Origin of the sequence: Streptomyces sp. NPDC058195 (assembly GCF_042883525.1) — a bacterium.
Classification (GTDB): Bacteria; Actinomycetota; Actinomycetes; order Streptomycetales; family Streptomycetaceae; genus Streptomyces.
The window spans coordinates 162,345-187,984 of the sequence record NZ_JBHVVM010000010.1 but is presented as its reverse complement, the minus strand read 5'-3'; the positions used below and the strand labels follow the sequence as shown (position 1 = coordinate 187,984).

Sequence of the window (25,640 nt, the reverse complement as noted above, 5' to 3'; positions counted from 1 at the left end):
GGCGGGGGCGTGCGCGTACCGTGGCCTTCGCTCCGGCGCTTTGGCGCCTGGCCCGGCATGAACCGGCGGGTGAAGGGGCACAGTCCGGGAATGCATGTGCGCTGCCGGACGTTCTTCCCGACGAATACGAGGAGGAGCGGTAACCGTGCCTGATCCGCAGAGTTTGTACGAATGGGAGCCGAAGGGGCTGGCCGTCGTCGACATGGCGCTCGCCCAGGAATCGGCCGGCCTGGTCATGCTCTACCACTTCGACGGATACATCGACGCGGGTGAGACCGGCGAGCAGATCGTGGACAACCTGCTCGACTCGCTGCCGCACCAGGTCGTGGCCCGCTTCGACCACGACCGACTCGTCGACTACCGCGCACGGCGCCCGCTGCTGACCTTCCGCCGCGACCGCTGGACCGCCTACGAGACCCCGACGCTCGACGTCCGGGTCGTGCAGGACGCCACCGGGGCGCCCTTCCTGCTGCTGTCCGGCCCCGAGCCCGACGTGGAGTGGGAGCGCTTCGCCGCCGCCGTCGAGCAGATCGTCGAGCGCCTGGGAGTCCGCCTCGCGGTGAATTTCCACGGGATCCCGATGGGCGTCCCGCACACCCGCCCCGTGGGCCTCACCCCGCACGGCAACCGCACCGACCTCATGCCCGGCCACCGCAGCCCCTTCGACGAAGCGCAGGTTCCCGGCTCCGCGGAGGCCCTGGTGGAGTACCGGCTGATGGAGGCCGGGCACGACGTCCTCGGTGTCGCCGCCCACGTTCCGCACTACGTCGCCCGCTCCGCGTACCCCGACGCGGCGCTCTCCGCGCTGGAGGCGATCACGGCCGCGACGGGCCTGGTCCTGCCGGCCGTCGCCCACACGCTGCGTACGGAGGCGCACCGCACCCAGACCGAGATCGAGCGGCAGATCGGCCAGGGCGACGAGGAGCTGGTCTCGCTGGTCGAGGGCCTTGAGCATCAGTACGACGCGGTCGCCGGGTCCGAGACCCGTGGAAACCTGGTCGCCGAACCGGTGGACCTGCCGTCGGCCGATGAGATCGGCCTGGAATTCGAGCGCTTCCTGGCGGAGCGCGAGGGCGACGTCTGACCGCTCCCCCCCGGCCGTGGGCCGGGGTACTAGGCTGCGGGTCATGCTGAAGGTGGGCCTGACCGGTGGGATCGGCGCCGGCAAGAGTGAAGTGTCACGGCTGCTCGTCGGATACGGGGCCGTGCTGATCGACGCGGACCGGATCGCCCGCGAGGTGGTCGAGCCGGGAACCCCCGGGCTCGCCGCCGTGGTCGCCGAGTTCGGCGAGGGCGTCCTCGCCGCCGACGGCACCCTGGACCGGCCGAAGCTCGGCTCGATCGTCTTCGCCGACGCCGGTCGTCTCGCGGCGCTCAACGCCGTCGTCCACCCGCTGGTCGGCGCCCGCTCCGCCGAGCTGGAGCGCGCCGCGGGCCCCGATTCGGTCGTCGTCCACGACGTACCCCTGCTCACCGAGAACGGCCTCGCCCCGCTCTACGACCTCGTGGTCGTCGTGGACGCACGCCCCGAGACCCAGCTCGACCGGCTGGTCCGGCTGCGCGGCATGACCGAGTCCGAGGCACGGGCCCGGATGGCCGCCCAGGCCACCCGCGAGCAGCGGCGCGCCGTGGCCGATCTGATCATCGACAACGACGGGTCGCTCGCGGAACTGGAGCCGCAGGTCCGCGAGGTCTGGGCGGAGCTGACCCGGCGGGCCGCGGCCGGCTGACCCCACGGCCTCGGGGCCCGGTCCCGTACGGAATACCGGTCCCGGGGCGGGCGTTGGACACCTGGTGGGACAAGGGGCCTGCATACGAGCCGGGCCGGGCCGGTGCGACGCGTACGAAGGCCCGAAGGGAAGGACGAGACCGTGCCCGAGAGGACTCCGGAGACCGATGTCATCGACTTCCGCGCGGCCGAACGGCTGCTGGACGCGCGCGACCCGCGGGGCGCGGTGAAGCTGCTGGACTCGGTGATCGCGGCGCATCCGGAGAACACCGCGGCCCGGCTGCTGCGCGCCCGCGCCTTCTTCGCCGCCGCCCAGCTGCGTCCCGCCGAGCTCGAATTCGAGCTGGTTTTGGAGCGTGAGCCGGACAACGCCTTCGCGCACTTCGCGCTGGCCCGTACCTTCGAGCGCTCCGGCCGGACCGGCCGGGCCGCCCGGCATTTCCGGCTGGCGGCCGCGCTGGACCCGAACCCGGAGTACCTGAGGGCGGCCCGCTTCCCGGTCCAGGACTGAGGCCCGGGTCACCCCCGCTCAGTGCCCGTACCTGCGGTGTCCGCCGTGGTCGGGCTCGTACGGCGGGATGGTGCGGCCGGGCTGGTAGTGCGGGCCCTGGTGGATGTGGTGGACGATCACGGTGAGGTCCACCAGCACCAGCAGCACCAGCAGCCCGCAGGCGACGGCCCAGCCGTCCCGGTCGGCCAGAGTGAAGGCGACCAGGCCGAAGAGTGCCCAGGCCAGGCCCCATAGACTCAGGCAGAGCCGCAGCCGCAGCGCACTGCGGGCCGTCGTCGGTTCATTGCCGGTACGCATGGCGATCGCCTCTTCTACCAGGATGGACCCGCGACGGCGTTTCGGCGCAGGACGACATCCGATCGAGGGGAACGCGCGTGAACGGCACATCGTGGGAGGACCGTACGGGCCGCAGGGCGAGGATCCGGGGCTGCCTGCTGGGCGGGGCGATCGGGGACGCGCTGGGCAACCCGGTGGAGTTCCTGTCCCTGGCCGGCATCCGGCGTGCGTGCGGTGAGCACGGTGTGACGGGGCTCGTCCCGGACGGCGAGGGCGTCGTCGGCCGGGTCACGGACGACACGCAGATGACCCTGTTCACCGCGGAGGGGCTGATCAGGGCCCATTCCCTGGCGAGGGCGAAGGGCGGTGGCGGTGGTGGCCACGGCGATGGCGGAGCCACGGCCCGGACCGTACGGAACGCCTATCTGCGCTGGCTGGACACCCAGAACCACCCCGCGCCGCCGCGCGCGGGCGGCGGCAGTGCGGTGCGTACCGGCTGGCTCAGGCAGCAGCCCTGGCTCTACGCGCGCCGCGCCCCCGGCAACGCCTGCCTGACCGGCCTCGCCACCGGCCACGTTCCCGAACCGGCCGACCGTCTCGGCGCGCCCGGCCCCGTCAACACCGGCTCCAAGGGATGCGGAACGGTGATGCGCTCCGCGCCCTTCGGGCTGGTGGGACAGGACCCCGAGGCGGCCTTCCGGCTCGCGTACTGGTGCGGGCAGATCACCCACGGCCATCCGACCGGTGCGTACGCGGCCGGGGCCTTCGCCGCGATCATCGCGCATCTGCTGGAAGGCGACTCAACCGAGGGCGCCGTGCTGCGGGCGATGGAGCTGCTGCGCCGCCACCCGGGCCACGAGGAGACCTCCGCGGCGCTGCGGGCCGCCCTCGACCTGGCGGCGGAGGGCGCGCCGGCCGGTGAGAAGGCGGAGAGCCTGGGGGCGGGCTGGGTCGCCGAGGAGGCCCTGGCCATCGCCGTGTACAGCGCGCTGGTGCTGCCAGGCGCCGACCAGGTCGCCGCCGCCCTGCTGCTCTCGGTCAACCACTCGGGCGACAGCGATTCCACGGGGGCGATCTGCGGCAATCTGCTCGGCGCCCGCCACGGTGACGTACACCTCCCGCCCTCCTGGCTGGTGGCGACCGAGGGCCGGGCCGTGATCGGTGAGCTGGCCGACGATCTGTGCCTGGAGTTCGAGCAGGCGGTGGCCTGGCCGGAGGGCCGCTACCCGGCGTACTGACGGACGGGGGCGCCGCCCGCCGGAACGCCGGGCGCTGGCGGTGCGTCAGGCGGTCCGGCGGTGGTGGCCGGTTCAGCCGGTCAGGAGCTTGGCGCGCAGCTTCGCCACCGTCGCGTCGTCGAGCCTCAGCCCCTCGCGCACGTAGCTGCCGAAGTCGCCGTATATCTTGTCGACCTGGGCGAACGCGGCACGCAGCCAGCTCAGTTCGACGGCCTTGGGGTTGCCCAGGTAGTCGTTGCTGGCGAGGAAGTCCGCCTCGACGGTCTCGCGCGGGACGCCGAGCAGGGTCAGCAGGACGGCGGTGCTCCAGCCGGTGCGGTCCTTGCCCGAGCTGCAGTGGTAGACCGTCGCGCCGGAGTCGTTGTTCGCGACGGCGGTGACCAGGTCGCGGAAGGCGTAGTCGGCGCCCACGAAGTTGACCATGAACGGGTAGCCGATGGACTGGCCGAGGTCGGACGAGCCGGAGAACAGCCCGGCCGCGATGGCCTCGGCCAGTGTCATCAGCGCCGAGTCGTGGAAGCGGATGCCGTGGTCGAACGAGACCACGTCGGCGACCTGGTACGTCACCCCGGCGGGCAGCCGGTCCGGGTCCTGGTAGCGCTCCACCGCGTTGCGCAGATCGATGTCGAGCGTGAGGCGCTGGGAGAGCAGCAGCTGCTGCTCGGCGTCACTGAGCTTGTTGATCTTGTTGGAACGGTAGACCAGGCCGGGGCGCACCCAGCGGCCGTCGGTGGTGCGGTAGCCGCCGATGTCCCGGAAGTTGCGGGCGGATTCGATGCCGGCCGAGCGCTCGGCGATGACGAGCGGGGAGCCGCTGTCCGGCACCAGGCGGAAATACCAGCGCCCGGTGGCGGCGAGGGCCCCGGCGGGGACGGTCAGTGAACCGGTGCCGGGGGCCGTGCCCACCGGGGTGCCGGTGGTGGCGTCGGGAGAGGCGAGGGCGGTGACCGTGACCGATCCGGCGCCGGAGGCCCAGGAGAGCGTGTAGCCGCCGTCGGCGGCGCGCTTGGCGGTGGCCGCCGTGAACGGTACGGCGGCGCGCGTGGTGGCCTGCGCGGAGGCCGGGGCGCCTGCCGCGGGGGCACCGGCGGGGGCGGCGGCGAGCGCGGGCGGGGCGAGGAGGGTGCCGGTGAGCAGCGCGGCCGTGACGGCGGCCTGGGCGATGCGGTGCGTGCGCATGGTGCTCCTTGTCTGCGTCCCTTGCGGGGCGTGGCGGGGGGTCAGGAGGTGGGTGCGGCGGTGCACGGTGTGGTGCCGCAGACATTGATGACACGGCCGGTGGTCAGGAAGGTGGCCTTCTGCTGACGCGCGGCTGGCGAGTTGCGGGGGTCGGAGTGCGGGTCGTGCCCGTACTGCGGGCCTGCGGGCGGGGTGTTGGTGACCGGCGGGGAGGGGGTGCCGCTGTCCCACACCGTCATCGCGGAACCCCGGTAGGGCAGTTCGTCCCGGTCGAGGGGCCTGATGCCCCAGTACGGGACGGTGTCCGGGCTGCGGCCGGGCGGCAGCGCCGGGCTGATCAGCCGGGCGCCGATGGTGCGCGCCTCCACCTCGGCCGCCGCGTTGGCGACCTGGTGGTCCCCGTACGCGACGTGCATCAGCACCTGGTGGCGGTCGGTGAGGCGGGCCGCGTAGCCGTTGGTCTCGCCGCGGTCCCACACCATCTGGAACAGCTGGAGGACGATCTGCTGGCGCAGCTTGTCCGGGTAGGAGGCGTCCAGGACCTGCTGGAACGGTGCGAAGTCGACGCTGCGGTTGAGGAGCAGGCCGTAGTTCATGCCGGTGACGCCGAGGACGCCGCGCCGGATGTCGGGCGAGGCGGCCAGCAGGGCGCCGCCGAGGATGCCGCCCTGGCTGTTGCCGTCGTATCCGATGCCGTGCCGGATGTCGACGAGCCGGCGGCCGTTCCCGTCGCGGAAGGCCGGGTCGCTGGTCAGTCCGGCGGGGTGGATCAGGGCGCGGGCGAGGAAGAGGGCGTTGAGCAGGCCCTGTTCGGTGCGTTCGGGGACGGCGGGGAAGAGGTTCGGGTCGGACAGCGCGCCGACCACCGCCAGGATGTCCTCCTCGGCCATTCCGATCCAGTCGGTCGCGCAGAACGTGAAGTTGTGCTCCGCGGCCATCGCCTTGACGTTGCCCGCGCCGACCTCCGCACGGCGGCCGAGGAGGCCGTGCCCGTAGAGCGCCGGGTGCGCCGGGGTACGGAACGCGGAGCGGGGTATCTCGCAGCGGAACTCGGCGATCTGGATGCTCCCGGGGAGACGCCGGGGCAGCCCGTCACGGCCGCGGTGCAGTACGGAGCCGGGCGGGCCGCCGGGCCGGTCCAGATAGCCGGGCACCTCGATCCGGCCGGTCACCTCGCGGGCGATCCGGGCGTCCTGTCCGGCGGTGAAGTCGGTGACACCGGTGACGGTGAACGCGGGCGACCGGCCGCCGAGGCGGCGGAAGGCGTCGTCGCGCACGGCGAAGAGGTCACCGCTGAGGCCGCGGGCGCTCGCGACGGTGAAGTCCCAGGCGAGGTAGAGCCCTTCGGTCCGCACCCCGGCCCCGCGCAGCGCCGCGAGCGCGGGCCGGAGCCGGTGCTGCCGGGTACGCAGCGGATGCCCGGCGGGCAGTGGCCTTCCGGCGACGGCGGCGAACGGCGCGGCCGCCGGGATGGGGTGCCCGGCCTCGTCCTTGAGGTTCCTCAGGGCCACGGCGTAGTGGTGGCCCTCGCGGAGGTTGCGGGCGGGGTGGATCAGCAGGGCCCGGCGGGCGGGGCCGGTGGCGTTGGCGTCGGCCTCGGCCCAGTACGGCCACCGCTCGCCGGTCGCGGTGTCCAGCAGGACGACCGGGGCGTCGGGGGCGAGGGAGCGGCCGATGTCGGTGAGGGGGGCCGCGCCGGTCGCGGCCGGGTCGAGGCCGGGGACGTGCGCGATCAGCGTCGAGCCGGGGGAGAAGCCGTCGGAACGGTTCCAGGCCGTCGGAACCACGGGACGCCCGGCCGCGGCGGGCGGCAGCGCGGTGGTGGCGAAGGAGACCCGGCGGCCGGTGTCGGTGGCCGGATCGGGCCGGGTGTACCAGTCGTTCGGGAACGGCAGCAGGCACTCGGTGGGGGCCAGCGGGTCGCAGCCCGGCCCGGACGACCCGGCGGCGCGGGCCGCGGGGGCGTCCGGGACGAGCAGGACGGCGGCGCCGAGTGCCACCGCCAGCAGCCCGCGCAGCAGGCGGTGGCGCAAGACCGGTCAGCTCCCCTGGATGTGTGCGCCGATGAGGGAGGCGTAGGCTGCCTCGCCCTTCCGGTTGGGGTGCAGCGGGGCGGCGGCCGCGGTCGGCACGTACCCCTCGACCCACTTGTCCGACGGGGACTGGCAGGAGTCGTGGCCCTTGCTGGGCGTGGCGAGATCGATGTACTCGGCGCCGTGGGCGGCGCTCTGCTCGGCGATCACCCGGTTCATCCGGTCGACGCTGCCCTGGAGGAAGTCGGCGTCCACCGGAAGCACCGGCTGGAGCGGCCAGCAGCCGCCGGGCTTGATGTACAGGCCGTAGCCCGTGACGACCACCCGGGCCTGCGGCGAGCGCTGGTGGATCGAGTCCAGTACGACGCCCAGCTTCGGCGCGAACGCGGCGATGCGCTGCCCCACCTGGTCCACCCCGCCCTCGTTGTACTTCTCCTTGCAGGGGGTGGCGTTCGGGTCGAGGTTGGTGCACTTCTGCGCGATGCCGACCAGACCGGTGTCGTTGCCGCCGATGGTGAGGGTGACCAGGTCGGTGTCGGCGCGCAGCGCGTCGAACTGGGGCGGTGCCGAACCCATCGGGATGTCGAGCACCGACAGCGACTGCGCTTCGGTCATGTGCTTGGACGCCGCGCCGCTGCAGGTCACGTCGGTCAGCGACGCGCCCAGACGCGAGGCCAGTTCGTGCGGGTAGTTGTGGGTCGAACGGCCGCAGGCCAGCGGTCCCGTGAAGTCCGGGATGAGCGGCCCGGAGGCCATCGAGTCACCGAGCGCGACGTAGGAAAGGGTGTTGGCCTCGGCGGCGGAGGCCGGAACCGCGCCCGTACCCACGGCCAGACCGGCCAGGGCGAGCACGCCCACGGCAGTCCTGACGGTCCGACAAAAAGCTTTGTGCTGCGACACGTTCACAACATCCTCCGACGGTGGGGGGCGGGGCGTGGCATGGCGTGTGACGCCGGTCATCATGCAGACTCAAGTGCCGTCGTTTAACTGGTGGGTAACGCAGACTTCCGCGGGGGAATTTGTGACGCGTGACAATCGGCCGCCCGTCGTCACGGGGGAGTCCGGCGCCACGGGAGGGCCGAAGGGCCGGCCGCTGGCCATCGCCGGGCGTCCGGTGGCCGCACACCTGCGGGCCCGTGTCCCCGCCCTGACCGGCCGGGTCGTGGCCCGGCTGCTGGCCGATCTGCCGGTCTACGCCGATCTGCCGCACGAGGAGATCTCCGGCGACATCGCCGACATCGTCCAGCACAATCTGCGGCTCTTCGCCGACGTCATCGAGCACCGCCGCCCCGCCACCGACGCCGAACTCGCCCAGCAGCGCGACTCCGCGGCCCAGCGTGCCGAGGAGGGCGTGCCGCTGGACGCGATCCTCACGGCCTACCAGGTCGGCACGGCGATGTGCTGGCAGGAGACGGCGAAGGGGGCGCTCGCCGACGACCTGCCCACGGTGCTGGAGATCATGGACCGCATCATGGTCCTCCAGCAGCAGCTGACCTCCGCCGTCAGCGGCGCGTACCTGGAGGCCCGGCAGATCCTCGACAGCCAGGAGCACGGCGGTCGGCACGCCCTGATGGCGGCCCTGCTGACCGGCGAACCCCTGGACCGCTTCACCCACCGCACCGGACTGCGCCCGGCCGCCCGCTACCTCACGATGACGCTCGTGCTCGCCCCGCACCCCGACGAGCTGAACCAGCCGCCGGGGCCGGGCGCGGGCGTCGCCGCCCGCCGCAAGATCCGCCGCGTCCGCACGGCCCTCGACCACTTCGCCGGTACGCCGGTGCTCACCGCCCTCGACACCTCCGGCGGCACGGTCCTGCTGCCCGCCACCGAACCGCCGCGGTGGCGCGGGCCGGGCGGGCTGCGCGCGCTGATCGAGGAGGCGGCCCGCGCGGCCGGTGTGCCCATCACGGCCGCGGCGGAGACCGCCGAGCCGGAGGCGGTGCCGTCCGCCGTGGCCCGGAACGCCGAGATCGTCGACCTGGTCGCCCGTACCGGACGACCGCCCGGCCTGTACCGGCTCGCCGATGTGCTGCTGGAGTACCAGCTCAGCCGCCCCAGCGAGGCCCTGCACGGACTCGCGCAGCTCCTGGGCCCGCTGGAGGCGAAGCCGGAGCTGCTGCGCACCCTGGAGACCTATCTCGAACTGGGCCTGGACCGGCGGGCCACGGCAGCCGCCCTGCACATCCACCCCAACACCGTCGACTACCGGATCCGCCGCATCGACCGGCTCACCGGCCTCTTCCCGGGCCGCCCGGCCGATCTCCAGCACCTCAGCGCGGCCCTGGTCGCCCGCCGGTCGGTGTGAGCGGGCGGGCGAGGGGCGTGCCGGCGGAACCATCGCGGACGGCCGTGCGTTCGACCGCTTATGAGCGGACAACGGGTACGTGAGGGCTATTCAGGTACGGGACCTGGTGCGATCACCCCGGACGGCTGCGCCGTCGAGCTGTACCGGCGGCTGCCCGTGGGCGACGAGCCGGACGTGATCGCGGCGGCCGTGCCCGCAGGGGCGAGCATCCTGGAGCTGGGCTGCGGCGTGGGCCGGGTGACCCACCCGCTGATCGAGCGGGGCTTCGAGGTCACCGCCGTGGACGAGTCGGCGCAGATGCTGGAGCACGTCCGGGGCGCCCGGACGGTGCGCGGAGCGATCGAGTCGCTGGACCTCGGCGAGGAGCGGTTCGACGTGGTGCTGCTGGCCTCGTTCCTGGTGCACGCGGGCGATCACCGGGTCCGTGACGGGCTGCTGCACACCTGCCGCAAGCACGTCGGGGACGGCGGTGCGGTGCTCATCCAGCGCGAGGGCGCCGACTACCACCAGAACCTGCCGCGGGAGCGGACCTACCCGCAGGGGCACACGGTACGGATCGTCTCGGCGGAGCCCGTGGGCGACGGGGTGGACTCCGTGCTCGCTGAGTACATCTTCGACGACGCGCGGTGGACTCAGACGTTCCGGTCCCGGGAGCTGTCGAAGGAGTGGTTCGAGGGGTATCTGGAGGCGGCCGGTCTGGCCGTCGACCGGTATCTCACGGACGACGGCATCTGGGTGCGGGCCGTGCCCGTGTGATCCCGGGGGCGGTCAGTGGACCGTCGTGTAGCTGCGCCAGAGCAGGGAGGTGGGTGCCTTGACGTCGCTGAGCGACCGCCCGATGTAGGTCGTTCCCGGACCGGTGCAGTCACGCGTGCGGTACAGGATGATGTCGACCAGGGTGCCGTTGGTCACTTCCTTCGCGCCCGGGGCGAGCCGGTGGCAGCCCTTCACGAGCGGGCTGTTGACCGTGACGACGGCGTCCCGCTGCGTCGTGTAGATGACCGGCCCGACCGCGGTCCGGCCGAGGCCGGAGCAGCCTGCGACGGTGAGGGTCAGGAGGGCGGTCCCGGCCGCGATGCCGAGGCGGCGGCGTCGGTGGGCGATCACGGGCATGGGCGGGTCCTCGTCTGTCTCGTACGGGTGTCACGTGCCGACGCTGGTCACCCTGCCCGCTTCCCGGAGCCTCGGCATCCGCTGCGCGGCCGGGCGGGGGACGGTGCCAGGAGCGCCATGTTCACATGGGGTTATTTCGGGCATACCGTGGTAATAGCGACTGACTCATTCGCCTGGAACGCTCCAGGTGGTTTCCGGCTTTCAGGGGGCCGTCATGGTCCAGGAGCTCGTGATCGCGATAGTGGCGGCGATCTCGGCCGTCGTGCTGTACGTGGCAGTGGGGGCCAAGGTCGTCAAGCAGTACGAACGGGGCGTCGTGCTGAGGCTCGGCAGGCTCCGTGACGACGTGCGCGGGCCCGGTTTCACCATGGTGCTGCCCGGCATCGAGCGGCTGCGCAAGGTCAACATGCAGATCGTCACGATGCCCGTCCCGGCGCAGGACGGGATCACCCGGGACAACGTGACGGTACGGGTGGACGCGGTCATCTACTTCAAGGTGGTCGACGCGGCGAGTGCCGTGATCCAGGTCGAGGACTACCGGTTCGCGGTCTCGCAGATGGCGCAGACCTCGCTGCGGTCGATCATCGGCAAGAGCGATCTGGATGATCTGCTGTCCAACCGGGAGAAGCTGAACCAGGGCCTTGAGCTGATGATCGACAGCCCGGCCGTCGGGTGGGGGGTGCAGATCGACCGGGTGGAGATCAAGGACGTCTCGCTGCCGGAGACGATGAAGCGTTCCATGGCCCGCCAGGCCGAGGCCGACCGTGAGCGGCGTGCCCGGGTCATCAACGCGGACGCCGAGCTCCAGGCCTCGAAGAAGCTCGCCCAGGCGGCCGGGGAGATGTCCAGCCAGCCCGCCGCTCTCCAGCTGCGTCTGCTCCAGACCGTGGTGGCGGTCGCGGCGGAGAAGAACTCCACGCTGGTGCTGCCGTTCCCGGTGGAACTGCTCCGCTTCCTGGAACGGGCCGCTCAGCCCGTCCAGTCCGCACCCCCTGTGCCGTCCGCGCAGCCCGTACAGACGTCCCGGCAGCAGGCGGCGCGTCCCGGACCGCGGCCCGCGCCGCCGCCCGCACAGCAGCAGCCCGCACGGCAGCCGTCGCAGCCGTCGCGGCCTTCCGCGCTCCCGGCCCGTCCCAAGCCCCTCGCCAGGCACTGATTCCCGGGCCGCTCCCCAGTCCTCCGTACCAGGTCTGACCTGCTGAGACACGGCTGCCCGACCGGTTGTCGGACCACCCGCCTAGACTCGGCGGGAGTCATAGGGAAGTACGACGGCCACGACAGCCGGAGCGGGAAGGGAGGCGCGGCGATGAGTGCGGCACAGCACCGGCAGCAGGATGTTTCCGCTGCCCGCCTGCTGCGCTGCGCCGCCGTGTTCCTGCCCGCCCCGCTGCCGAGGGACGGCAGCGTCGCCTTCTGGGATCCCGAAGGGGGCCCGCTGCCGGAGCCCGCCGAGGCCGGCCTGCATCCCGCCGGTCCGGAGGGCCACGGCTCCGGCGCGCGCACGGCCGAGATCACCGTCGTCCGCCCGTACGGGCACGGGGACGCGGTACGCGGATGTGCGGTCCCCGCGGTGCTGCTGCCCGTCGCCGACGCGCTGCCGCTGCTGGTCCGGGCCCGGCACCGGGAGTCGGCCCATCCCGCCACCCGGTGCTGGGGTGCCGCCGCGCTCCAGGCGCTCAACCTGGCCGCGCGAGGTCGGCTGCTCCCGGGCCTGACGGGCCAGGACCACGACGCCTGGCGGGCCGGTCCGCGCGACGCCGAGGACATCGCCCACCTCAGGGCGATCGCCGCAGCCCTGCCCCCCGAGGGCAACGCGGTCCCGCTGCCGGACCGCACCCCGCTTGAGGTCGCCGACCCCCAGTGGCTGATCGGCTCGTTCCTCGACGCTGTCGCGGACACCCTGCCCCGTACGCCCGCCGCGGCGTACGCGATGGGCGCCCCGTTCGCCGCCCGCGAGGCCCAGCACCTGCCGGGGGCCCGTGCCTGGGCGGTCGAGGCCGCGTCCGGCCTCGACGCGGGGGTGCGCGTCTCGCTGCGCCTCGACCTGTCGGCCTACGCGCTCTTCGACACCTCAGGCACATCCGACGCCTCCGGCACGTGCGCGGACTCCGGCACGCCCAGCGCCCGGCACGCCGCCGCTGCCATCACCCAGGTGCACAGCCTCGCCGACCCCACCTACGTCACCGACGCCGCCGCGCTGTGGAGCGGTGCGGCGGGCGAGCCGTTCGGCCCGCGCGCCCGGGTCGACGCCGTGCTCGCGCTGCGCCGGGCCGCCCGCGTCTGGGAGCCGCTGGAACGGCTGCTGGACCAGCCGGTGCCCGACGTACTCGCCCTGACGGAGGACGAGTTGTACGAGCTGCTCGGCGACGCCGGAGCCCGGCTGGCGGCGGCCGGGGTGAACGTCCACTGGCCCAGGGACCTCGTCCGCTCGCTCACCGCCACCACCGTGGTCCGGTCCGCGCCCGGCTCGGCCACCGACGGCACCTCGTTCTTCGACGCCGGCCAGCTCTTCGCCTTCAACTGGCAGCTGTCCCTGGGCGAGGACCGGCTCACCGAAGCGGAGATGGACCTCCTCGCGGAGGCCCACCGCCCGGTCGTGCGCCTGCGGGACCAGTGGGTCGTCGTCGACCCCGCCCTCGTACGCAAGGCACGCAAACGGGAGCTCGGCCTGCTCGATCCGGTCGACGCCCTCGCCGTCGCCCTGACCGGCACCGCCGAGGTCGACGGCGAGCAGGTCGAAGCCGTGCCGGCCGGCGCGCTGGCCGCGCTCCGCGCCCGCATCACCGACGACCGCGCCACCGTCGCCCCGCCACCCGGCCTCGACGCCACGCTCCGCGACTACCAACTGCGCGGCCTCGCCTGGCTGGACCGGATGACCTCGCTCGGCCTGGGCGGCTGCCTCGCCGACGACATGGGGCTGGGCAAGACGATCACGCTCATCGCCCTCCACCTCCACCGGGCCCGCCCCGAGCCCACCCTGGTGATCTGCCCCGCCTCCCTCCTGGGCAACTGGCACCGCGAGATCAGCCGCTTCGCCCCCGGCGTTCCCGTGCGCCGCTTCCACGGAACCGACCGCACCCTCGGCAAGGCGGACGGCGGCTTCGTGCTCACCACGTACGGAACGATGCGCTCCAGCGCCGCTCAGCTGGCCGGACATGCCTGGGGGCTGCTCGTCGCCGACGAGGCGCAGCACGTGAAGAACCCGCAGTCCTCCACCGCCAAGGCGCTGCGCACCATCCCGGCCCCGGCCAGGGTCGCCCTCACCGGCACCCCCGTGGAGAACAACCTCTCCGAGCTGTGGGCCCTGCTCGACTGGACCACACCCGGCCTGCTCGGCCCCCTCAAGGCGTTCCGCGCCCGGCACGCCCGCATCGTCGAGAGCACCGGCACGGCCGCGGGCCTCGCCAACGACGAGGCGGTCGAACGGCTCTCCCGGCTGGTCCGGCCCTTCCTGCTGCGCCGTAAGAAGTCCGACCCGGGCATCGCCCCCGAGCTGCCGCCCAAGACGGAGACCGATCACCCCGTCTTCCTCACCCGCGAGCAGGTCACGCTCTACGAGGCGGCGGTCCGCGAGACCATGGCGTTCATCGAGGCGTCGGAGGGCATCGCCCGGCGCGGCCTGGTCATGAAACTGCTGGCCTCGCTCAAGCAGATCTGCAACCACCCCGCGCAGTACCTGAAGGAGGAGCCGACCCGGCTCGTCGGCCGCTCCGGAAAGCTCGCCCTGCTCGACGAACTCCTCGACACGATCCTCGCCGAGGACGGCTCCGTCCTCATCTTCACCCAGTACGTCTCCATGGCCAGGCTCCTCTCCGCCCACCTCGCCTCACGGGCCGTTCCCACCCAGCTTCTGCACGGCGCGACGCCCGTCGCCGAGCGGCAGCGGATGGTGGACCGTTTCCAGTCCGGCGAGGTCCCGGTCTTCCTGCTGTCCCTCAGGGCCGCGGGCACCGGTCTCAACCTCACCCGGGCCGCCCATGTCATCCACTACGACCGCTGGTGGAACCCGGCCGTCGAGGAGCAGGCCACCGACCGGGCCTACCGCATCGGCCAGACCCAGCCCGTGCAGGTCCACCGGCTGATCGCGGAAGGCACCGTCGAGGACCGGATCGGCGAGCTGCTGGAGGCGAAGCGGGCCCTGGCCGACACGGTCCTCGGGACCGGCGAGAGCGCCCTGACCGAGCTCAGTGACCGGGATCTGGCCGATCTCGTCTCGCTCCGGAGGCCGGCGTGAGCCCCCGCCCGCCCGCCGTCTCCCGCCGCCCCGCGGTGCGGCCCCGGCCCGGCCCGGACGACCTGCGCCGCACCTTCGAGGCCGTGCCGCCCCGCACCTCTCAGGGCGACGAGCCCTTCGCGGACAGATGGTGGGGCCGTGCCTGGGTGGCCGCCCTGGAGTCCCTCTCGATGGACGACGCCCGGCTCTCCCGGGGGCGTGCGTACGCCGACAGCGGCAAGGTCGCCGCGATCACCGTCACCCCGGGACGGGTCGTCGCCTACGTTCACGGCAGCCGCCCCCGCCCCTACCGCTGCGAGCTGCGGCTGCGGGCCTTCGACGACCCCGACTGGGAGACCTTCCTCGACGCCGTCGCGGCCCGCCCCGGCCACCTCGCCGCGCTCCTCACCAAGGAGATGCCGCACTCGCTGGCCGACACGGCGGCCGAGTCCGGCATCGGGCTGCTGCCCGCCGCCGGGGACCTCGACCCCAGCTGCACCTGCCCGGACCACGGCCGCCCCTGCAAGCACGTGGCCGCGCTCTGCTACCAGACGGCACGGCTGCTGGACGCCGACCCGTTCGTCCTGCTGCTGCTGCGCGGACGGGGCGAGCGGGAACTGCTGGCGGAGCTGGGCCGCCGCAACGCCGCCCATTCCGCCCGGGAGCGCCCCGAGGCCCCCGGCATACCCTCCGTTCCGGCCAGCGAAGCCCTCGCCAGCCGCTACCTCCCGCCGCCGCCCGCCCCGCTCCCGGTGCCGCCGCATCCCGCGCAGCCCCCGTCGTACCCGAGCCTGCCCGGGGCCCGTGACCCGCTCGCCCTCGACCACCTCGCCACGGACGCGGCGGCCCGCGCGCACGCGCTCCTCACCACCGGGGCCGACCCGGTCGCCGGGCTCACCACCTGGCAGGACGCGGTGCGGCTGGCCGCGTCCGGCCCGACCGCCGGACTCACCGCCACCACCCGCGCGCTCTACCGCGAGCTGGCCCACGCCACCGGCCGCACCACCACCGACCTGGCCCGCGCGGTCGCGGCCTGGCGCCAGGGCGGCGCGCCGGGGCTCGCCGTCCTCGAAACCACCTGGGATCCTCCGGCCGGTCCGTTCGACCGGGCCCGTCCGGCGCTCTCGGCGGCCGGTTTCCCCCGGTTCCAGCCCCGGCGCAACCACCTCACCCACCCCGGCGGCACGCTCCAGCTCCGCTTCGGCCACGACAGCCGCTGGTACGGCTACGAGTCCGAGCCGCGGGAGGACGACTGGTGGCCCCGTGCGAGGCCCCACGCCGACCCGGTGCGCGCGCTCATGGAACTGAGCGGCGACTGAAGCGGCACGGACCTGCCCGCGCCGCAGCCCGTCCGGCCGGTGCAGCCCCGCGCCGTAGCCGGTTTGGTGTGGAGCCCCGCTCCGTAGTCCGTCTGGCCCGTGCAGTCCCGCGCCGCAGCCCGGCCGGCCTGGAGCGCCGGTCCTGGAACGCGTCCGCCTCAGGAGTTGCCCAGCCAGACGAAGAGCGCGATCAGCAGCACGGCGATGATCGGCAGCATGATCATCCGCGCCTTGCGGAAGCCTTCGTCCTCCTGCTGGGACAGACCGCCGTCGGCGCCGTGCGCCGACGCGAGGTGCTCGGCGGCCATGTCGTCGATCCGCCGCGTGGTCAGCAGTGACGGTGACCAGTCGCAGTGCGCGCAGACGACGAAGTCGCGGTACGGGTCGTAGCGGAAGTCCCGCTCGATCCGGACGGTGTACTCCCGTCCGTCCGCCGCGCTGGCCGTGAAGTGACGTACTGGCGTGCCCATCTGGATCGTGCCCCGTTCCGTGTGTATGGCGGGTTCCGTACCCGGCCGCGGCACAGTACCCCGACCGGCCGCTGCCAGCCCCCGGCGCGGTCAGCGGGGCACTACGGCATCGGCGGTGTCCCGGGCGGAGTTGGCCCGCTGGACGCGGACCGCCCGGCCCGTGCTCCATGGACGGTTCCCAGGGCCGCCCCGAAGCGGTCCTGGAGCGGAGGGAGTTCTCGCGGCGGGACGCGGGAGCGGCGATCGGCCTGATGGGCGGGCCCGTGGCGGCGGCCGCCACGGACGGGGCGCGCACCGGCGGGCGCAGCCCGTTCTTCCGGGCCGTGCTGGTTGGTTGCGGGGTGCGCGGGGCGTACACCTGGCGCACTCATCGGCGTACCGCGGCTGCTCGCCGGAGGAGGTACGGCGCCGACCGTCGTCGTTCCGTACGCGGCCGGGGCCCTGCGGAGGCTGCGGGCGGCCGGTACCGGGAGCGGCGGCGTCGGTGCTTCTCCCGGTGGCCGCCGAGTCCCGGGCGCGGGCGGGCCACCGGGGCCAGCGGTCCTCAGAGGGCGGCGGCAGGGCGGCGTGGGCGTCTGCGGCGGACGCCGCCGCATCCACCCGTACGGCCCGGCAGCCGTTCCCCGCGGGCTTCCCGCCCTTTGCGGCCGAGCGGTGAACCAACCGTTCGGAAAAACACTTTGTTCGGGTCGGCGCCGGATTGCTAGGTTCCTGACGTGGCGAAACTCAATCAGATCATCGCAGTGGAGAAGGGCGTCAAGTCCAAGGCTCACCAGGACCTGACGGCGGCTCATCACGGCCTCCAGAAGGCGGGCCTGCTGGCAGGGATCTCGCGGACGTATCAGCCGAAGGACGAGGAGGGCGAGCAGTTGCCGCCCGAGTCGACGCTGGTGCAGATCAAGGCCGAGGACGTGCTGCGGGAGACCGCGACGACCCTGACCCGGCTTTTCGACGTGACCGCCACGAAGGACTGGGCCAACTGCACGGCCCGCGCGGACGTGAAGGCCGACGGCCGGGTGCTCGTCAGCGACGTACCGGTCTCGTACCTGCTCTTCCTGGAGAAGCAGCTGACGGACCTCAACACCTTCCTCCGCAAGCTGCCGGTGCTCGACGCCGCGGAGGCCTGGACCCAGGACCCGTCGACGGACTCCTGGAAGACGGAGCCGGTGCGGACCCTCCGTACGAAGAAGGTGCCCCGCAACCACGTGAAGGCGGAGGCCACCGACAAGCACCCGGCCCAGGTCGAGGTCTACTACGAGGACATCCCGATCGGCTACTGGACGACGGTGAAGTTCTCCGGCGCCCTTCCCGCCCGGCGCGTCAACGAACTGCTGGACCGGGTGGAGAAGCTCCAGCAGGCCGTGAAGTTCGCCCGCGAGGAGGCCAACGCAGTGGACGTCACGGACCAGCGGGTGGGTGATGCGGTATTCGGTTACCTCTTCGGGTGACCGACCATGGATTCCCCGGCCGACTCATTGCGGCCGGGGTGCGCGAGGAGCGCAAGCTGAAACTGAAGTTTGTCGTGACGACGCGGTTCCAGTGGAGGTTCGATTCCTCCCCCCGGCACTCCGTACGACGCCGTACGGGAGCGGGCCGGGGTAGCCCAAATGGCAGAGGCAGGCCGCGATCAATCTCAGACTCTTGCTCCAGACTCAGCATCGGCCACCCATCGCCGAATCGAACGGACCAGTGCCCATGGGCGTCGAGATGCCGGTTCGACTCCGGCTCGCAGAGCTTCGATCTGCGGTCGTCTAAAGGCAGGATGCGACGACATCAACCTGACACGGGTCCTTAAAAGTGTCGGCGTGTGACAGGGGTGGCACACCAGGGCCTGGGGGTCGGCTACGCCCCCGGGCCCGCTCCTTATTCCGCGCCCGACGGGGCGCCGCGGAGGGCCAGGGACACCCCGCGCCCCGCGAAGAACCGCTCAAAGTCAGACAGCGAGAGCTCCGCTGCCCGCGTGCGGGCCGTCGTGCCCGACGGGTTGTGGAAGTGGACGCCTCTGCCGTCGGCGGTACGTGAGGTCAGCAGCACCAGATGCCCGCCCCGCCCCGGAGCGGGCCGCTCGGGGTGCCGGATGGCGTAGTGCACCGAGGCCATGACCGCGCGCCCGGCGTCCAGCAGCCCGGGAATCTCCTGGGGCGCGAGGCTGCGGTGCACCGTGGCTTCCACGCCGTGTGCCTCGCGCGCGTACACGGCGAAGGGGGCGTAGACCAGGCCCCGGATCTCTCCTTGCGCGTCCTCGGTGTAGGCGCCGTGGCGAAGCGCGCCGTCGCGCAGTGCGAACAGGGACGGGGCTCCGGCCCCGAGCGCCATGCGCAGACAGGTCATCCCGCACAGATGTCCCGACCAGCGCGCGTACTCGGCCGGGGACGCCGCTCCCGATTCCGCCCAGGCCGGGTCGGTGGCCGGATCGAGCCCTTCCTCCACGATCGGTCCGACGAGGGACGGCGAGGCGAACTGGGTCTGGACGGGGAAACGGCAGGCGGAGCAGGTCACTGGCGGCATCCGATCACTGGGGAGGGTCCGGTCACCGATGGTGCCCGACCGGCGAGGGCGCCCGGCTACCGGCGCGGTCGCTCACTGGCGGTATCCGGTCAGGAAGCGGCCGATGCGGCTGATCGCGGCGTCGAGATCGTCGGCGTGCGGGAGGGTGAGGATACGGAAGTGGTCGGGGCGGGGCCAGTTGAAGCCGGTGCCCTGCACGACCTGGATCTTCTCCCGGAGCAGCAGGTCCAGCACGAACTTCTCGTCGTCGACGATGCGGTGGACCTTCGGATCCAGGCGCGGGAACGCGTAGAGCGCGCCCTTGGGCTTCACGCACGACACCCCGGGGATCTCGTTCAGCTTCTCCCAGGCCCGGTCGCGCTGCTCGGACAGTCTGCCGCCGGGCGCGACCAGCTCCCGGATCGACTGCCGGCCGCCGAGCGCGGCCTGAATGGCGTACTGCGCGGGCGCGTTGGGACACAGCCGCATGGAGGCGAGCATGGTCAGACCCTCCAGGTAGCTGCGGGCGTGCTGCTGAGGTCCGGAGACCACCAGCCAGCCGGAGCGGAAGCCCGCCACGCGGTACGTCTTGGACAGCCCGCTGAAGGTGAGGCAGACCAGGTCGGGGGCGAGGACCGCCGCGCTGTGGTGCTCGGCGCCGTCGTAGAGGATCTGGTCGTAGATCTCGTCGGCGAAGACCATCAGGCCGTGCCTGCGTGCCAGGTCGAGGATGCCTTCGAGGACCTCGCGTGAATAGACGGCACCGGTCGGGTTGTTCGGGTTGATGATCACGACGGCCCTGGTGCGGTCGGTGATCTTCGAGGCGAGATCGGCCAGGTCGGGGTTCCAGTCCGACGACTCGTCGCAGACGTAGTGCACCGGACGGCCGCCCGCGAGGGTGACCACCGCCGTCCACAGCGGATAGTCGGGGGACGGGACCAGCACCTCGTCACCGTCCTCCAGCAGTGCCTGGACGGCCATCGAGATCAGCTCGGAGACACCGTTGCCGAGGAAGACGTCGTCGACCCCGACCTCCGTCATCCCCATCGCCTGGTAGCGCTGGGCGACCGCCCGGCGGGCGGACAGGATGCCGCGCGAATCCGTGTAGCCGTGGGCCTGCGGAAGCATCCGGATCATGTCCTGGACGATCTCCTCCGGCGCCTCGAAACCGAACAGCGCGGGGTTGCCCGTGTTGAGCCGGAGCACGCTGTGGCCCGCCTCTTCCAGGGCGTTGGCGTGCTCGATGACCGGGCCCCGGATCTCGTAACAGACCTCGTTGAGCTTGCTGGACTGCCGGAATTCCATGCGTGCCTCCCCGACCCGATTGCGATACTTGGTTTTACCAAGCTCGGGCTTGGAAAGTCCAACAACATGTCTAGACTGCGTCCCATGCCACGTCAGCAACAGCCCGCCGCACGCCCGGTCCGGCGCCGGAGCTACGACCAGTTCTGCGCCACCGCGCGCGCCCTCGACGCCGTGGGCGACCGGTGGACGCTGCTGATCGTGCGTGAACTGCTGGCGGGCCCCCGCCGGTACACCGACCTGCACGCCGACCTGCCCGGCGTCAGTACGGATGTGCTCGCCTCCCGGCTGAGAGACATGGAGCACAACGGCCTGGCCGTCCGGCGCAGACTTCCGCCTCCGGCCGCCGCCTCGGTCTACGAGCTGACCGGGCGGGGCCAGGAACTGATGCCGGTGCTGGCCGCGCTCGCCGAATGGGGGGCTCCCGCGCTCGCCGAGCGGCGGCCCACCGACGCGGTGCGGGCCCACTGGTTCGCGCTGCCGCTGCTGCGCGCGCTGGACGGGCTGAGCCAGGCGGGTACCGTCGAAGTCCGGCTGGAGGAGGGCCGGTTCCATGTGCGCACCGGCGGCGCGGAGGACGGCTCGCCGGTCTACGGGGACGGCCCCGCCCCCCGCGCCGACGTCTGCATAGCGCTCGACGTCGAGGTCTGTCTGGAGCTGGCGCACGGCGGGCTGAGCCTTGCCGAGGCCGTCGGCGGCGGACACGTCGAGGTGTCGGGCGAGGGCCCGCTCGCCACCGAGCTGCGCGGCGGGTGACACCCCGGGCCGGGGGCCTTCGGGAGTGCCGCGCGGGGGCGGCCCTGCCGCTGGTCGTCAGACGGCGAGCGTGTTCCCGTACGCGCCGAAGCCGGAGATCACCAGGCCGTCGCGGAAGGTCAGCACCTCGCTGACCCGGCCGCCGATCTGGTTGCGGTAGTCGATCACCAGGGCGTTCACGCTCACCCGTACGTCCACCAGCTCGAACCGCAGCTGGGGGATGCGTTCCAGGCCGGTCGCCCAGTACGCGCGCAACGCCTCCTTGCCGTGCACCGTGCCGGAGGCGTCGCCGGTCATCTGCTTGATGACAGGCGAACTGAAGGTCACGTCGTCGTGATAGTGCGTCAGAATGCGGTTCAGGTCGTGGGAGTTCCAGCCCTCCAGCCATTCGTTGGCGAACGCGCGGGCGAATGCGAGATCCATGGGGGGATCGTAGAAGGCGCAACCGTCGATGCGCCCGGCGAACATCGGAAGCGACGGACGGTGGCGACCGGAGACACCGAAGGCGCCGAAGGCACCCGCCGAAGGTCTCGGCGGAAGCATCGGAAGCGATGGAAGTGACGGAAGTGACGGAAGTGACGAACGGCGGGAGGCAGCGTCATGGACGGGCGGCCATTGCGGGACCGGGCGGGTACGGACGGGCTCGACCCCGGGCGTCGTGCGGCGTTCGCCGGTGAGCTGACCCGGTCGCTCGCCGCGCACTGCCCCGGTTCGCGGGCGGAGCTCCGGGGCTCGCTCGCCCGGGGAACGGCGGACGCGTACAGCGACATCGACCTCGCCTGGACCGTGCCGGGCAACCGGTTCGCCGGCTGCCTCGCCGCCGTACGCGACGTACTCGGCACGGCCGGGACGCTGGACTCGCTGCGTACCGACCCCGGCACACGGGGCTCCGGTGAGCGGCGGCTGCTCTTCGCCGCCTTCCGTGGCCTGCCGCTCTTCTGGCGGGTGGACCTGGAGGTCGTGGCGGCGGAGGGAAAGGCGGCCGGGCCCGTGGCACCGGCCGACGACACGTGGTCGTGGCCTGCGAGCGCGCTGGCCAACGCGGTCGCCGCGACGAAGGCCGTACTGCGTGACCGGCCGGAGGATGCCCGCGGGCTGCTGGAGCGTGGCCTTCGCCGGGTCGACGCGCCCAAGGGGCCGTCGGGGCACTGGCTCATCGACATCCGCCGCCTCGCCGACACCGCGGCCGGGCGTGAACCGGACCTGAGACCGCTCGCCGACCGGGTGCACGACCTCGCCGAGCGCCACCGGGCCCCGCTCATCTGGTGGGCGTTCCCCGCGGCCGTACGCGCGGAGGTCGATGAGCTGATCCTGGCGGACCGGAGCATCCAGGCCGTCCGCGCGATGCGGGAATCCGGTCTCGAACCGCGCCCCACGCTGCACGGCTGTGCCGATGTGCTCGCCGCCCGCCACCGCGCCCGCGTGGGCGGCGCGCTCGACGGCCGTGGTCCGGACGGTCCGCGCGGCAGGACGGCGGGGACCGGTTCCTGACCCGGGACGCCGACGGTGATGATGGTGGGGTGCGATTCGAAGCGATCACCTGGGAGCGGCTGTCCGACGCCTTCGCCGCGCGTGCAGACGCCCTCGAACCCGCTGACGCAGGCCCCTGGCTGAAGCTCGCCGTCGACGGCGCTCCGGCGGCCCGCACCGGGGAACTGGCCGAGCTGGTCGCGCAGGCCCTGCGGGTCCGGGGCCGCGCGGTGCTGGTGGTGTCCACCGAGGGCTTCCTGCGCCCGGCGAGCCTCCGGTACGAGTACGGCAAGGAGGACCCCGACGCGTACTACGACAGCTGGTTCGACACCGGGGCGCTGTGGCGCGAGGTCTTCGGGCCGCTGGAGCCCGGCGGCAGCGGGCGGGTGCTGCCGGACCTCTGGGATCCGGTGGCCGACCGGGCCACACGCAGTCCGTACCGCCCGCTGCCCGGGGGCGGGGTGCTGCTGGTGCACGGCCCGTTGCTGCTGGGGCACTGGTTCCCGTTCGATCTGAGCGTCCACCTGCGGTTGTCGCCGGGCGCGCTGCGGCGGCGCACCGAGGAGAGCGGGCGCTGGACGCTGCCCGCCTTCGCGCGGTACGAGACGGAGACCGCGCCCGGCGAGCGCGCGGACGCGGTCGTACGCGCCGACGACCCCGCGCACCCGGCCTGGACGGGGTGGAGCGGTGACCTGACGTGAGGGGGCGGGCGCGGTGACGCGGCGGGCCGGTGCCGCGGGCGGGACGGGCCGGTTACGGGAATGGGGCACCCGCGTCCCCTGGCCCGGGGAGTGGCCCGGGGCGCCCGCCCACGACGGTGACCGCCTCCGCCCCGGCCCGGCAGCCCGCCGCCGTGGCCGTCACGTCGTCCGCCCCCGCCAGTCGCGCCGCGAGGAAGCCGCCGGTGAACGCGTCGCCCGCCCCGGTCGAGTCCACCGCGCCGGAGACCTGGACGGCGGGGACGTGCCGGACCACCGTCGCCCCGGCGGCGAGCAGCGCCCCGCCCTCGCCGAGCGTGACCACCACCCGGCCCGCTTGACGGCTCAACTTGGCCGCGGCGTCGGCCGGTTCGGGCAGACCGGTGAGCAGCCGGGCCTCGTCCGCGTTGGGCAGCAGCAGAGCGGCACCCTCCACGGCGGCCAGGAAGCGGTCGGCGCCCAGCTCGGCGAGGAAGCCGGCCGAGGCGGGATCGACGCTCACCGCAATCCGCCGCCGCCGTGCCTCCCGCAGGGCGAGCAGGGCCGTCGCACGGCTTGTCGCGGCGAAGAGGAGATAGCCGGAGAGATGGAGGTGGACGACTCCGTCCAGCATCGATGGCGACCAGTCGGCGGGGGAGAGGCGGAGCACGGCACCGCTGTCGGTGAGGAAGGTGCGTTCGGCGGCCGAGTCGACGAGCGCGACGACGGTGGCGGTCGGCGCCTGTTCGTCCACGGCCAGCAGACAGCGCACCCCCGCCCGTCGCAGCGCCTCCCGGTGCCAGTCCGCGCTGTCGGCGCCGACCCGGGCCAGCAGCCGTACGTCGGAGCACCCCGAACGGGCGGCCCAGCAGGCCACGTTGGCTCCCGCCCCGCCGGGCAGCGTACGGATCCGGGCGGCGGTGTCCGTGCCGTGGACCAACGGCTCCCCGTGCCGGGCCACCACATCCGTCACCACGTCCCCGATGACGAGCAGACCTCCGCCGGTCATGCCCCGGCCGCCGGATCCTGCCTCGGCGCGGGCTCCTGCCGGGCTTCGGGGGCGGGGCTCCGGGGCACGGCGGCGGCCCACGCGCCGGCGATCCGCGCGGCCAGTGCCACGTTCCCGCGTACGGCCGTCAGATTGGCCTCCAGCGCGGCGCCCCCGGTGCCCCGCACCAGCCGTTCCAGCAGGAAGGGCGTGACGGCCTGCCCCGCGATACCGCGCTCCTGGCACTCCGCCAGGGCCTCGGCCAGCACGTGGTCGTGGAGCGCCGGGTCCAGTTGGTCCGCCGCGGGCACGGGGTTGGCGACGACCAGCGCCGAATCGGCGCCGCCGAGCGCGTCCTGGGCCCGCATCACCGCCGCGACCTCCTGAGGCGTGCGCACCGTCCAGTCGACCGGCTCGCCCGAACTCGTCAGGTAGAAGCCGGGGAAACGGTCGGTGCCGTAGCCGAGCACGGCGACGCCCAGCGTCTCCAGGCGCTGAAGCGTGGCCGGAACGTCCAGGATCGACTTCACGCCCGCGCACACCACCGTGATGCCCGTGCGCGCGAGGAGCCGGAGATCGGCGGACTCGTCCTGGGACCGCACCCACTCCCGGTGGACGCCCCCGAGGCCGCCGGTCGCGAAGACGCGCAGCCCGGCACGTGCGGCCAGGAAGGCCGTGGCCGACACGGTGGTCGCGCCGCTCGCACCCGCCGCCAGGGCCGGTGCGAGGTCCCGGTGGCCCAGCTTCCGCATCGCCGGGTCCATGGCGACCCGGTCCAGCTGGGCCTTGTCCAGACCGATCCGGGGCCGTCCGTCGAGCACGGCGATCGTCGCGGGCACCGCGCCCGCGGACCGTACGAGATCCTCCAGCTCCGCGGCGATCCGCAGATTGCGGGGGCGCGGCAGACCGTGGGCGATGATCGTCGACTCCAGGGCCACGACGGGGCGGTGCGTGGTGAGGGCGTCCCGTACCTCGGGGGAGAGGACGGGAGCGCCGGAGTGCGCGCTGCGCGACGCGTTGAGTGACATGTCCACATCCCTGTCGCGGGTGTGGCCGCCTCAAACGTACGACGGGGGAGCCGGGCCGGTACCCGACGGTCCGGGCGCCGCCTGCCACCTCGGGGCGGGCTGCTGCGGAGTCGTCCCGGGGAGGTCGCTAAGGTGACCGGCCATGAGCACTTCTGATCACTCTTCCGCCTCTTTCGTCGTGCACATTCCGGATGCCGTACTTGAACCGGAACCGCTCGACCCCGAACAGATCGTCTCCGGTGAGCCCGTGGTGACCGGCAAGGTGCTCTGGGAGTCCCCTGACGGCAAGCAGTCGCGTGGCATCTGGCAGATCACCCCCGGTGTGGTCACCGACACCGAGGCCAACGAGCTCTTCGTGGTCGTCAGCGGCCGGGCGACCGTGGCGGTCGAGGGCGGCGCCACGCTGGAGATCGGGCCGGGTGACGCCTGCGTGCTGCGCGAGGGTGACCGTACGACCTGGACGGTGCACGAGACGCTGCGCAAGGCGTACCACATCAGCCTCTGAGGCTGGGCGCCCCGGGGACGGTTCGGTCTCCCGGGCGGTTT

At 73.2% G+C, this 25,640-nt stretch carries 25 protein-coding genes and 1 tRNA gene; 15 read left to right on the top strand and 11 right to left on the bottom strand.

What is annotated here, in order from left to right:
- The first annotated feature begins 145 nt into the window (after positions 1–145).
- The 3 genes from ACFVWY_RS15610 to ACFVWY_RS15600 all read left to right on the top strand — a co-directional run bounded on the left by ACFVWY_RS15610 (position 146) and on the right by ACFVWY_RS15600 (position 2,240).
- Positions 146–1,084, top strand: a complete 939-nt coding sequence (locus tag ACFVWY_RS15610) for a PAC2 family protein (RefSeq protein ID WP_389871894.1) — start codon at positions 146–148, stop codon at positions 1,082–1,084.
- Positions 1,085–1,127: 43 nt separating this feature from the next.
- Entirely contained in the window at positions 1,128–1,730 is a 603-nt protein-coding gene (gene coaE / locus ACFVWY_RS15605; protein WP_389871892.1) for a dephospho-CoA kinase, read from the top strand.
- 141 nt (positions 1,731–1,871) lie between these two features.
- The gene (locus tag ACFVWY_RS15600) at positions 1,872–2,240 is read left to right on the top strand and encodes a tetratricopeptide repeat protein (protein ID WP_389871889.1); all 369 of its coding nucleotides are present in this window, start codon (positions 1,872–1,874) and stop codon (positions 2,238–2,240) included.
- A gap of 18 nt (positions 2,241–2,258) precedes the next feature.
- Here ACFVWY_RS15600 and ACFVWY_RS15595 read toward each other — a convergent pair whose 3' ends face one another.
- The gene (locus ACFVWY_RS15595) at positions 2,259–2,537 is read right to left on the bottom strand and encodes a DUF6343 family protein (RefSeq protein ID WP_389871886.1); all 279 of its coding nucleotides are present in this window, start codon (positions 2,535–2,537) and stop codon (positions 2,259–2,261) included.
- Positions 2,538–2,614: 77 nt separating this feature from the next.
- Here ACFVWY_RS15595 and ACFVWY_RS15590 point away from each other — a divergent pair, with 77 nt between their 5' ends.
- Positions 2,615–3,754, top strand: coding sequence for an ADP-ribosylglycohydrolase family protein (locus ACFVWY_RS15590; RefSeq protein WP_389871884.1), 1,140 nt, complete (start codon positions 2,615–2,617; stop codon positions 3,752–3,754).
- 72 nt (positions 3,755–3,826) lie between these two features.
- Here ACFVWY_RS15590 and ACFVWY_RS15585 read toward each other — a convergent pair whose 3' ends face one another.
- Genes ACFVWY_RS15585 through ACFVWY_RS15575 form a run of 3 tightly spaced genes read right to left on the bottom strand, consistent with a single transcriptional unit; the run spans position 3,827 to position 7,872 of the window.
- Positions 3,827–4,933: a tyrosine-protein phosphatase gene (locus tag ACFVWY_RS15585; protein WP_389871882.1), complete on the bottom strand. Its 1,107-nt coding sequence runs from the start codon at positions 4,931–4,933 to the stop codon at positions 3,827–3,829.
- Positions 4,934–4,974: 41 nt separating this feature from the next.
- On the bottom strand, positions 4,975–6,966 hold the full coding sequence (locus tag ACFVWY_RS15580; protein WP_389871880.1) for a hypothetical protein: 1,992 nt from the start codon (positions 6,964–6,966) through the stop codon (positions 4,975–4,977).
- Positions 6,967–6,972: 6 nt separating this feature from the next.
- Entirely contained in the window at positions 6,973–7,872 is a 900-nt protein-coding gene (locus tag ACFVWY_RS15575) for an SGNH/GDSL hydrolase family protein (protein ID WP_389871879.1), read from the bottom strand.
- Between the two features lie 187 nt (positions 7,873–8,059).
- Between ACFVWY_RS15575 and ACFVWY_RS15570 the strand changes: the two genes are divergently transcribed.
- Positions 8,060–9,271, top strand: a complete 1,212-nt coding sequence (locus tag ACFVWY_RS15570) for a PucR family transcriptional regulator (RefSeq protein ID WP_389871970.1) — start codon at positions 8,060–8,062, stop codon at positions 9,269–9,271.
- Between the two features lie 60 nt (positions 9,272–9,331).
- Positions 9,332–10,027: a class I SAM-dependent methyltransferase gene (locus ACFVWY_RS15565; protein WP_389871877.1), complete on the top strand. Its 696-nt coding sequence runs from the start codon at positions 9,332–9,334 to the stop codon at positions 10,025–10,027.
- Positions 10,028–10,039: 12 nt separating this feature from the next.
- On the opposite strand, the gene ACFVWY_RS15560 is transcribed toward ACFVWY_RS15565, so the two are convergent.
- A complete protein-coding gene (locus tag ACFVWY_RS15560) occupies positions 10,040–10,384 on the bottom strand; it encodes a hypothetical protein (RefSeq protein WP_389871874.1) in 345 nt (114 codons plus the stop codon).
- Positions 10,385–10,598: 214 nt separating this feature from the next.
- Between ACFVWY_RS15560 and ACFVWY_RS15555 the strand changes: the two genes are divergently transcribed.
- The 3 genes from ACFVWY_RS15555 to ACFVWY_RS15545 all read left to right on the top strand — a co-directional run bounded on the left by ACFVWY_RS15555 (position 10,599) and on the right by ACFVWY_RS15545 (position 15,916).
- On the top strand, positions 10,599–11,540 hold the full coding sequence (locus ACFVWY_RS15555) for a slipin family protein (RefSeq protein WP_389871871.1): 942 nt from the start codon (positions 10,599–10,601) through the stop codon (positions 11,538–11,540).
- 150 nt (positions 11,541–11,690) lie between these two features.
- Positions 11,691–14,618 carry a DEAD/DEAH box helicase gene (locus tag ACFVWY_RS15550; protein WP_389871869.1) on the top strand — a complete coding sequence of 976 codons (2,928 nt, stop codon included), beginning with the start codon at positions 11,691–11,693 and terminating at the stop codon, positions 14,616–14,618.
- Positions 14,615–15,916, top strand: coding sequence for an SWIM zinc finger family protein (locus ACFVWY_RS15545; RefSeq protein ID WP_389871866.1), 1,302 nt, complete (start codon positions 14,615–14,617; stop codon positions 15,914–15,916). Before ACFVWY_RS15550 ends, ACFVWY_RS15545 begins: the two co-directional genes overlap by 4 nt.
- A gap of 158 nt (positions 15,917–16,074) precedes the next feature.
- Here ACFVWY_RS15545 and ACFVWY_RS15540 read toward each other — a convergent pair whose 3' ends face one another.
- Entirely contained in the window at positions 16,075–16,386 is a 312-nt protein-coding gene (locus tag ACFVWY_RS15540; RefSeq protein ID WP_389871864.1) for a hypothetical protein, read from the bottom strand.
- Positions 16,387–17,102: 716 nt separating this feature from the next.
- Between ACFVWY_RS15540 and ACFVWY_RS15535 the strand changes: the two genes are divergently transcribed.
- Together ACFVWY_RS15535 and ACFVWY_RS15530 are read left to right on the top strand one after the other, a co-directional pair.
- The gene (locus ACFVWY_RS15535; protein ID WP_389871861.1) at positions 17,103–17,834 is read left to right on the top strand and encodes a hypothetical protein; all 732 of its coding nucleotides are present in this window, start codon (positions 17,103–17,105) and stop codon (positions 17,832–17,834) included.
- A 32-nt stretch (positions 17,835–17,866) separates the two neighbouring features.
- Positions 17,867–17,952: transfer RNA gene (locus ACFVWY_RS15530), tRNA-OTHER, on the top strand.
- Between the two features lie 297 nt (positions 17,953–18,249).
- Here the strand turns inward: ACFVWY_RS15530 and ACFVWY_RS15525 are convergent.
- Both ACFVWY_RS15525 and ACFVWY_RS15520 read right to left on the bottom strand, forming a co-directional pair.
- Positions 18,250–18,885, bottom strand: coding sequence for a peptidase (locus ACFVWY_RS15525; protein ID WP_389871967.1), 636 nt, complete (start codon positions 18,883–18,885; stop codon positions 18,250–18,252).
- Positions 18,886–18,966: 81 nt separating this feature from the next.
- A complete protein-coding gene (locus tag ACFVWY_RS15520; protein WP_389871858.1) occupies positions 18,967–20,178 on the bottom strand; it encodes a pyridoxal phosphate-dependent aminotransferase in 1,212 nt (403 codons plus the stop codon).
- 84 nt (positions 20,179–20,262) lie between these two features.
- On the opposite strand from ACFVWY_RS15520, the gene ACFVWY_RS15515 reads away from it, so the two are divergent.
- Positions 20,263–20,931, top strand: a complete 669-nt coding sequence (locus ACFVWY_RS15515) for a winged helix-turn-helix transcriptional regulator (RefSeq protein ID WP_389871855.1) — start codon at positions 20,263–20,265, stop codon at positions 20,929–20,931.
- A gap of 57 nt (positions 20,932–20,988) precedes the next feature.
- On the opposite strand, the gene ACFVWY_RS15510 is transcribed toward ACFVWY_RS15515, so the two are convergent.
- Complete coding sequence (locus ACFVWY_RS15510; protein ID WP_389871854.1) at positions 20,989–21,354, bottom strand: nuclear transport factor 2 family protein; 366 nt, start codon at positions 21,352–21,354, stop codon at positions 20,989–20,991.
- Positions 21,355–21,531: 177 nt separating this feature from the next.
- Here ACFVWY_RS15510 and ACFVWY_RS15505 point away from each other — a divergent pair, with 177 nt between their 5' ends.
- Together ACFVWY_RS15505 and ACFVWY_RS15500 are read left to right on the top strand one after the other, a co-directional pair.
- Positions 21,532–22,422, top strand: a complete 891-nt coding sequence (locus ACFVWY_RS15505) for a hypothetical protein (protein ID WP_389871852.1) — start codon at positions 21,532–21,534, stop codon at positions 22,420–22,422.
- Between the two features lie 29 nt (positions 22,423–22,451).
- Complete coding sequence (locus tag ACFVWY_RS15500; RefSeq protein ID WP_389871851.1) at positions 22,452–23,102, top strand: uridine kinase; 651 nt, start codon at positions 22,452–22,454, stop codon at positions 23,100–23,102.
- Between the two features lie 52 nt (positions 23,103–23,154).
- Here the strand turns inward: ACFVWY_RS15500 and ACFVWY_RS15495 are convergent, their stop codons facing one another.
- Together ACFVWY_RS15495 and ACFVWY_RS15490 are read right to left on the bottom strand one after the other, a co-directional pair.
- Positions 23,155–24,087, bottom strand: a complete 933-nt coding sequence (locus ACFVWY_RS15495; RefSeq protein WP_389871849.1) for a carbohydrate kinase family protein — start codon at positions 24,085–24,087, stop codon at positions 23,155–23,157.
- Positions 24,084–25,094: a pseudouridine-5'-phosphate glycosidase gene (locus tag ACFVWY_RS15490; RefSeq protein WP_389871848.1), complete on the bottom strand. Its 1,011-nt coding sequence runs from the start codon at positions 25,092–25,094 to the stop codon at positions 24,084–24,086. Before ACFVWY_RS15490 ends, ACFVWY_RS15495 begins: the two co-directional genes overlap by 4 nt.
- Before the next feature lie 142 nt (positions 25,095–25,236).
- Here ACFVWY_RS15490 and ACFVWY_RS15485 point away from each other — a divergent pair, with 142 nt between their 5' ends.
- Positions 25,237–25,599, top strand: a complete 363-nt coding sequence (locus ACFVWY_RS15485; RefSeq protein ID WP_389871846.1) for a cupin domain-containing protein — start codon at positions 25,237–25,239, stop codon at positions 25,597–25,599.
- The last annotated feature ends 41 nt before the right edge of the window (positions 25,600–25,640 follow it).

Bases quoted from the DNA above. Each gene is read 5' to 3' on its own strand.
- coaE (WP_389871892.1), top strand. From the start codon at position 1,128: ATGCTGAAGGTGGGCCTGACCGGTGGGATCGGCGCCGGCAAGAGTGAA.
- ACFVWY_RS15595 (WP_389871886.1), bottom strand. From the start codon at position 2,537: ATGCGTACCGGCAATGAACCGACGACGGCCCGCAGTGCGCTGCGGCTG.
- ACFVWY_RS15585 (WP_389871882.1), bottom strand. From the start codon at position 4,933: ATGCGCACGCACCGCATCGCCCAGGCCGCCGTCACGGCCGCGCTGCTC.
- ACFVWY_RS15565 (WP_389871877.1), top strand. From the start codon at position 9,332: ATGAGCGGACAACGGGTACGTGAGGGCTATTCAGGTACGGGACCTGGT.
- ACFVWY_RS15560 (WP_389871874.1), bottom strand. From the start codon at position 10,384: ATGCCCGTGATCGCCCACCGACGCCGCCGCCTCGGCATCGCGGCCGGG.
- ACFVWY_RS15555 (WP_389871871.1), top strand. From the start codon at position 10,599: ATGGTCCAGGAGCTCGTGATCGCGATAGTGGCGGCGATCTCGGCCGTC.
- ACFVWY_RS15550 (WP_389871869.1), top strand. From the start codon at position 11,691: ATGAGTGCGGCACAGCACCGGCAGCAGGATGTTTCCGCTGCCCGCCTG.
- ACFVWY_RS15540 (WP_389871864.1), bottom strand. From the start codon at position 16,386: ATGGGCACGCCAGTACGTCACTTCACGGCCAGCGCGGCGGACGGACGG.
- ACFVWY_RS15520 (WP_389871858.1), bottom strand. From the start codon at position 20,178: ATGGAATTCCGGCAGTCCAGCAAGCTCAACGAGGTCTGTTACGAGATC.
- ACFVWY_RS15515 (WP_389871855.1), top strand. From the start codon at position 20,263: ATGCCACGTCAGCAACAGCCCGCCGCACGCCCGGTCCGGCGCCGGAGC.
- ACFVWY_RS15510 (WP_389871854.1), bottom strand. From the start codon at position 21,354: ATGGATCTCGCATTCGCCCGCGCGTTCGCCAACGAATGGCTGGAGGGC.
- ACFVWY_RS15505 (WP_389871852.1), top strand. From the start codon at position 21,532: ATGGACGGGCGGCCATTGCGGGACCGGGCGGGTACGGACGGGCTCGAC.
- ACFVWY_RS15495 (WP_389871849.1), bottom strand. From the start codon at position 24,087: ATGACCGGCGGAGGTCTGCTCGTCATCGGGGACGTGGTGACGGATGTG.
- ACFVWY_RS15490 (WP_389871848.1), bottom strand. From the start codon at position 25,094: ATGTCACTCAACGCGTCGCGCAGCGCGCACTCCGGCGCTCCCGTCCTC.
- ACFVWY_RS15485 (WP_389871846.1), top strand. From the start codon at position 25,237: ATGAGCACTTCTGATCACTCTTCCGCCTCTTTCGTCGTGCACATTCCG.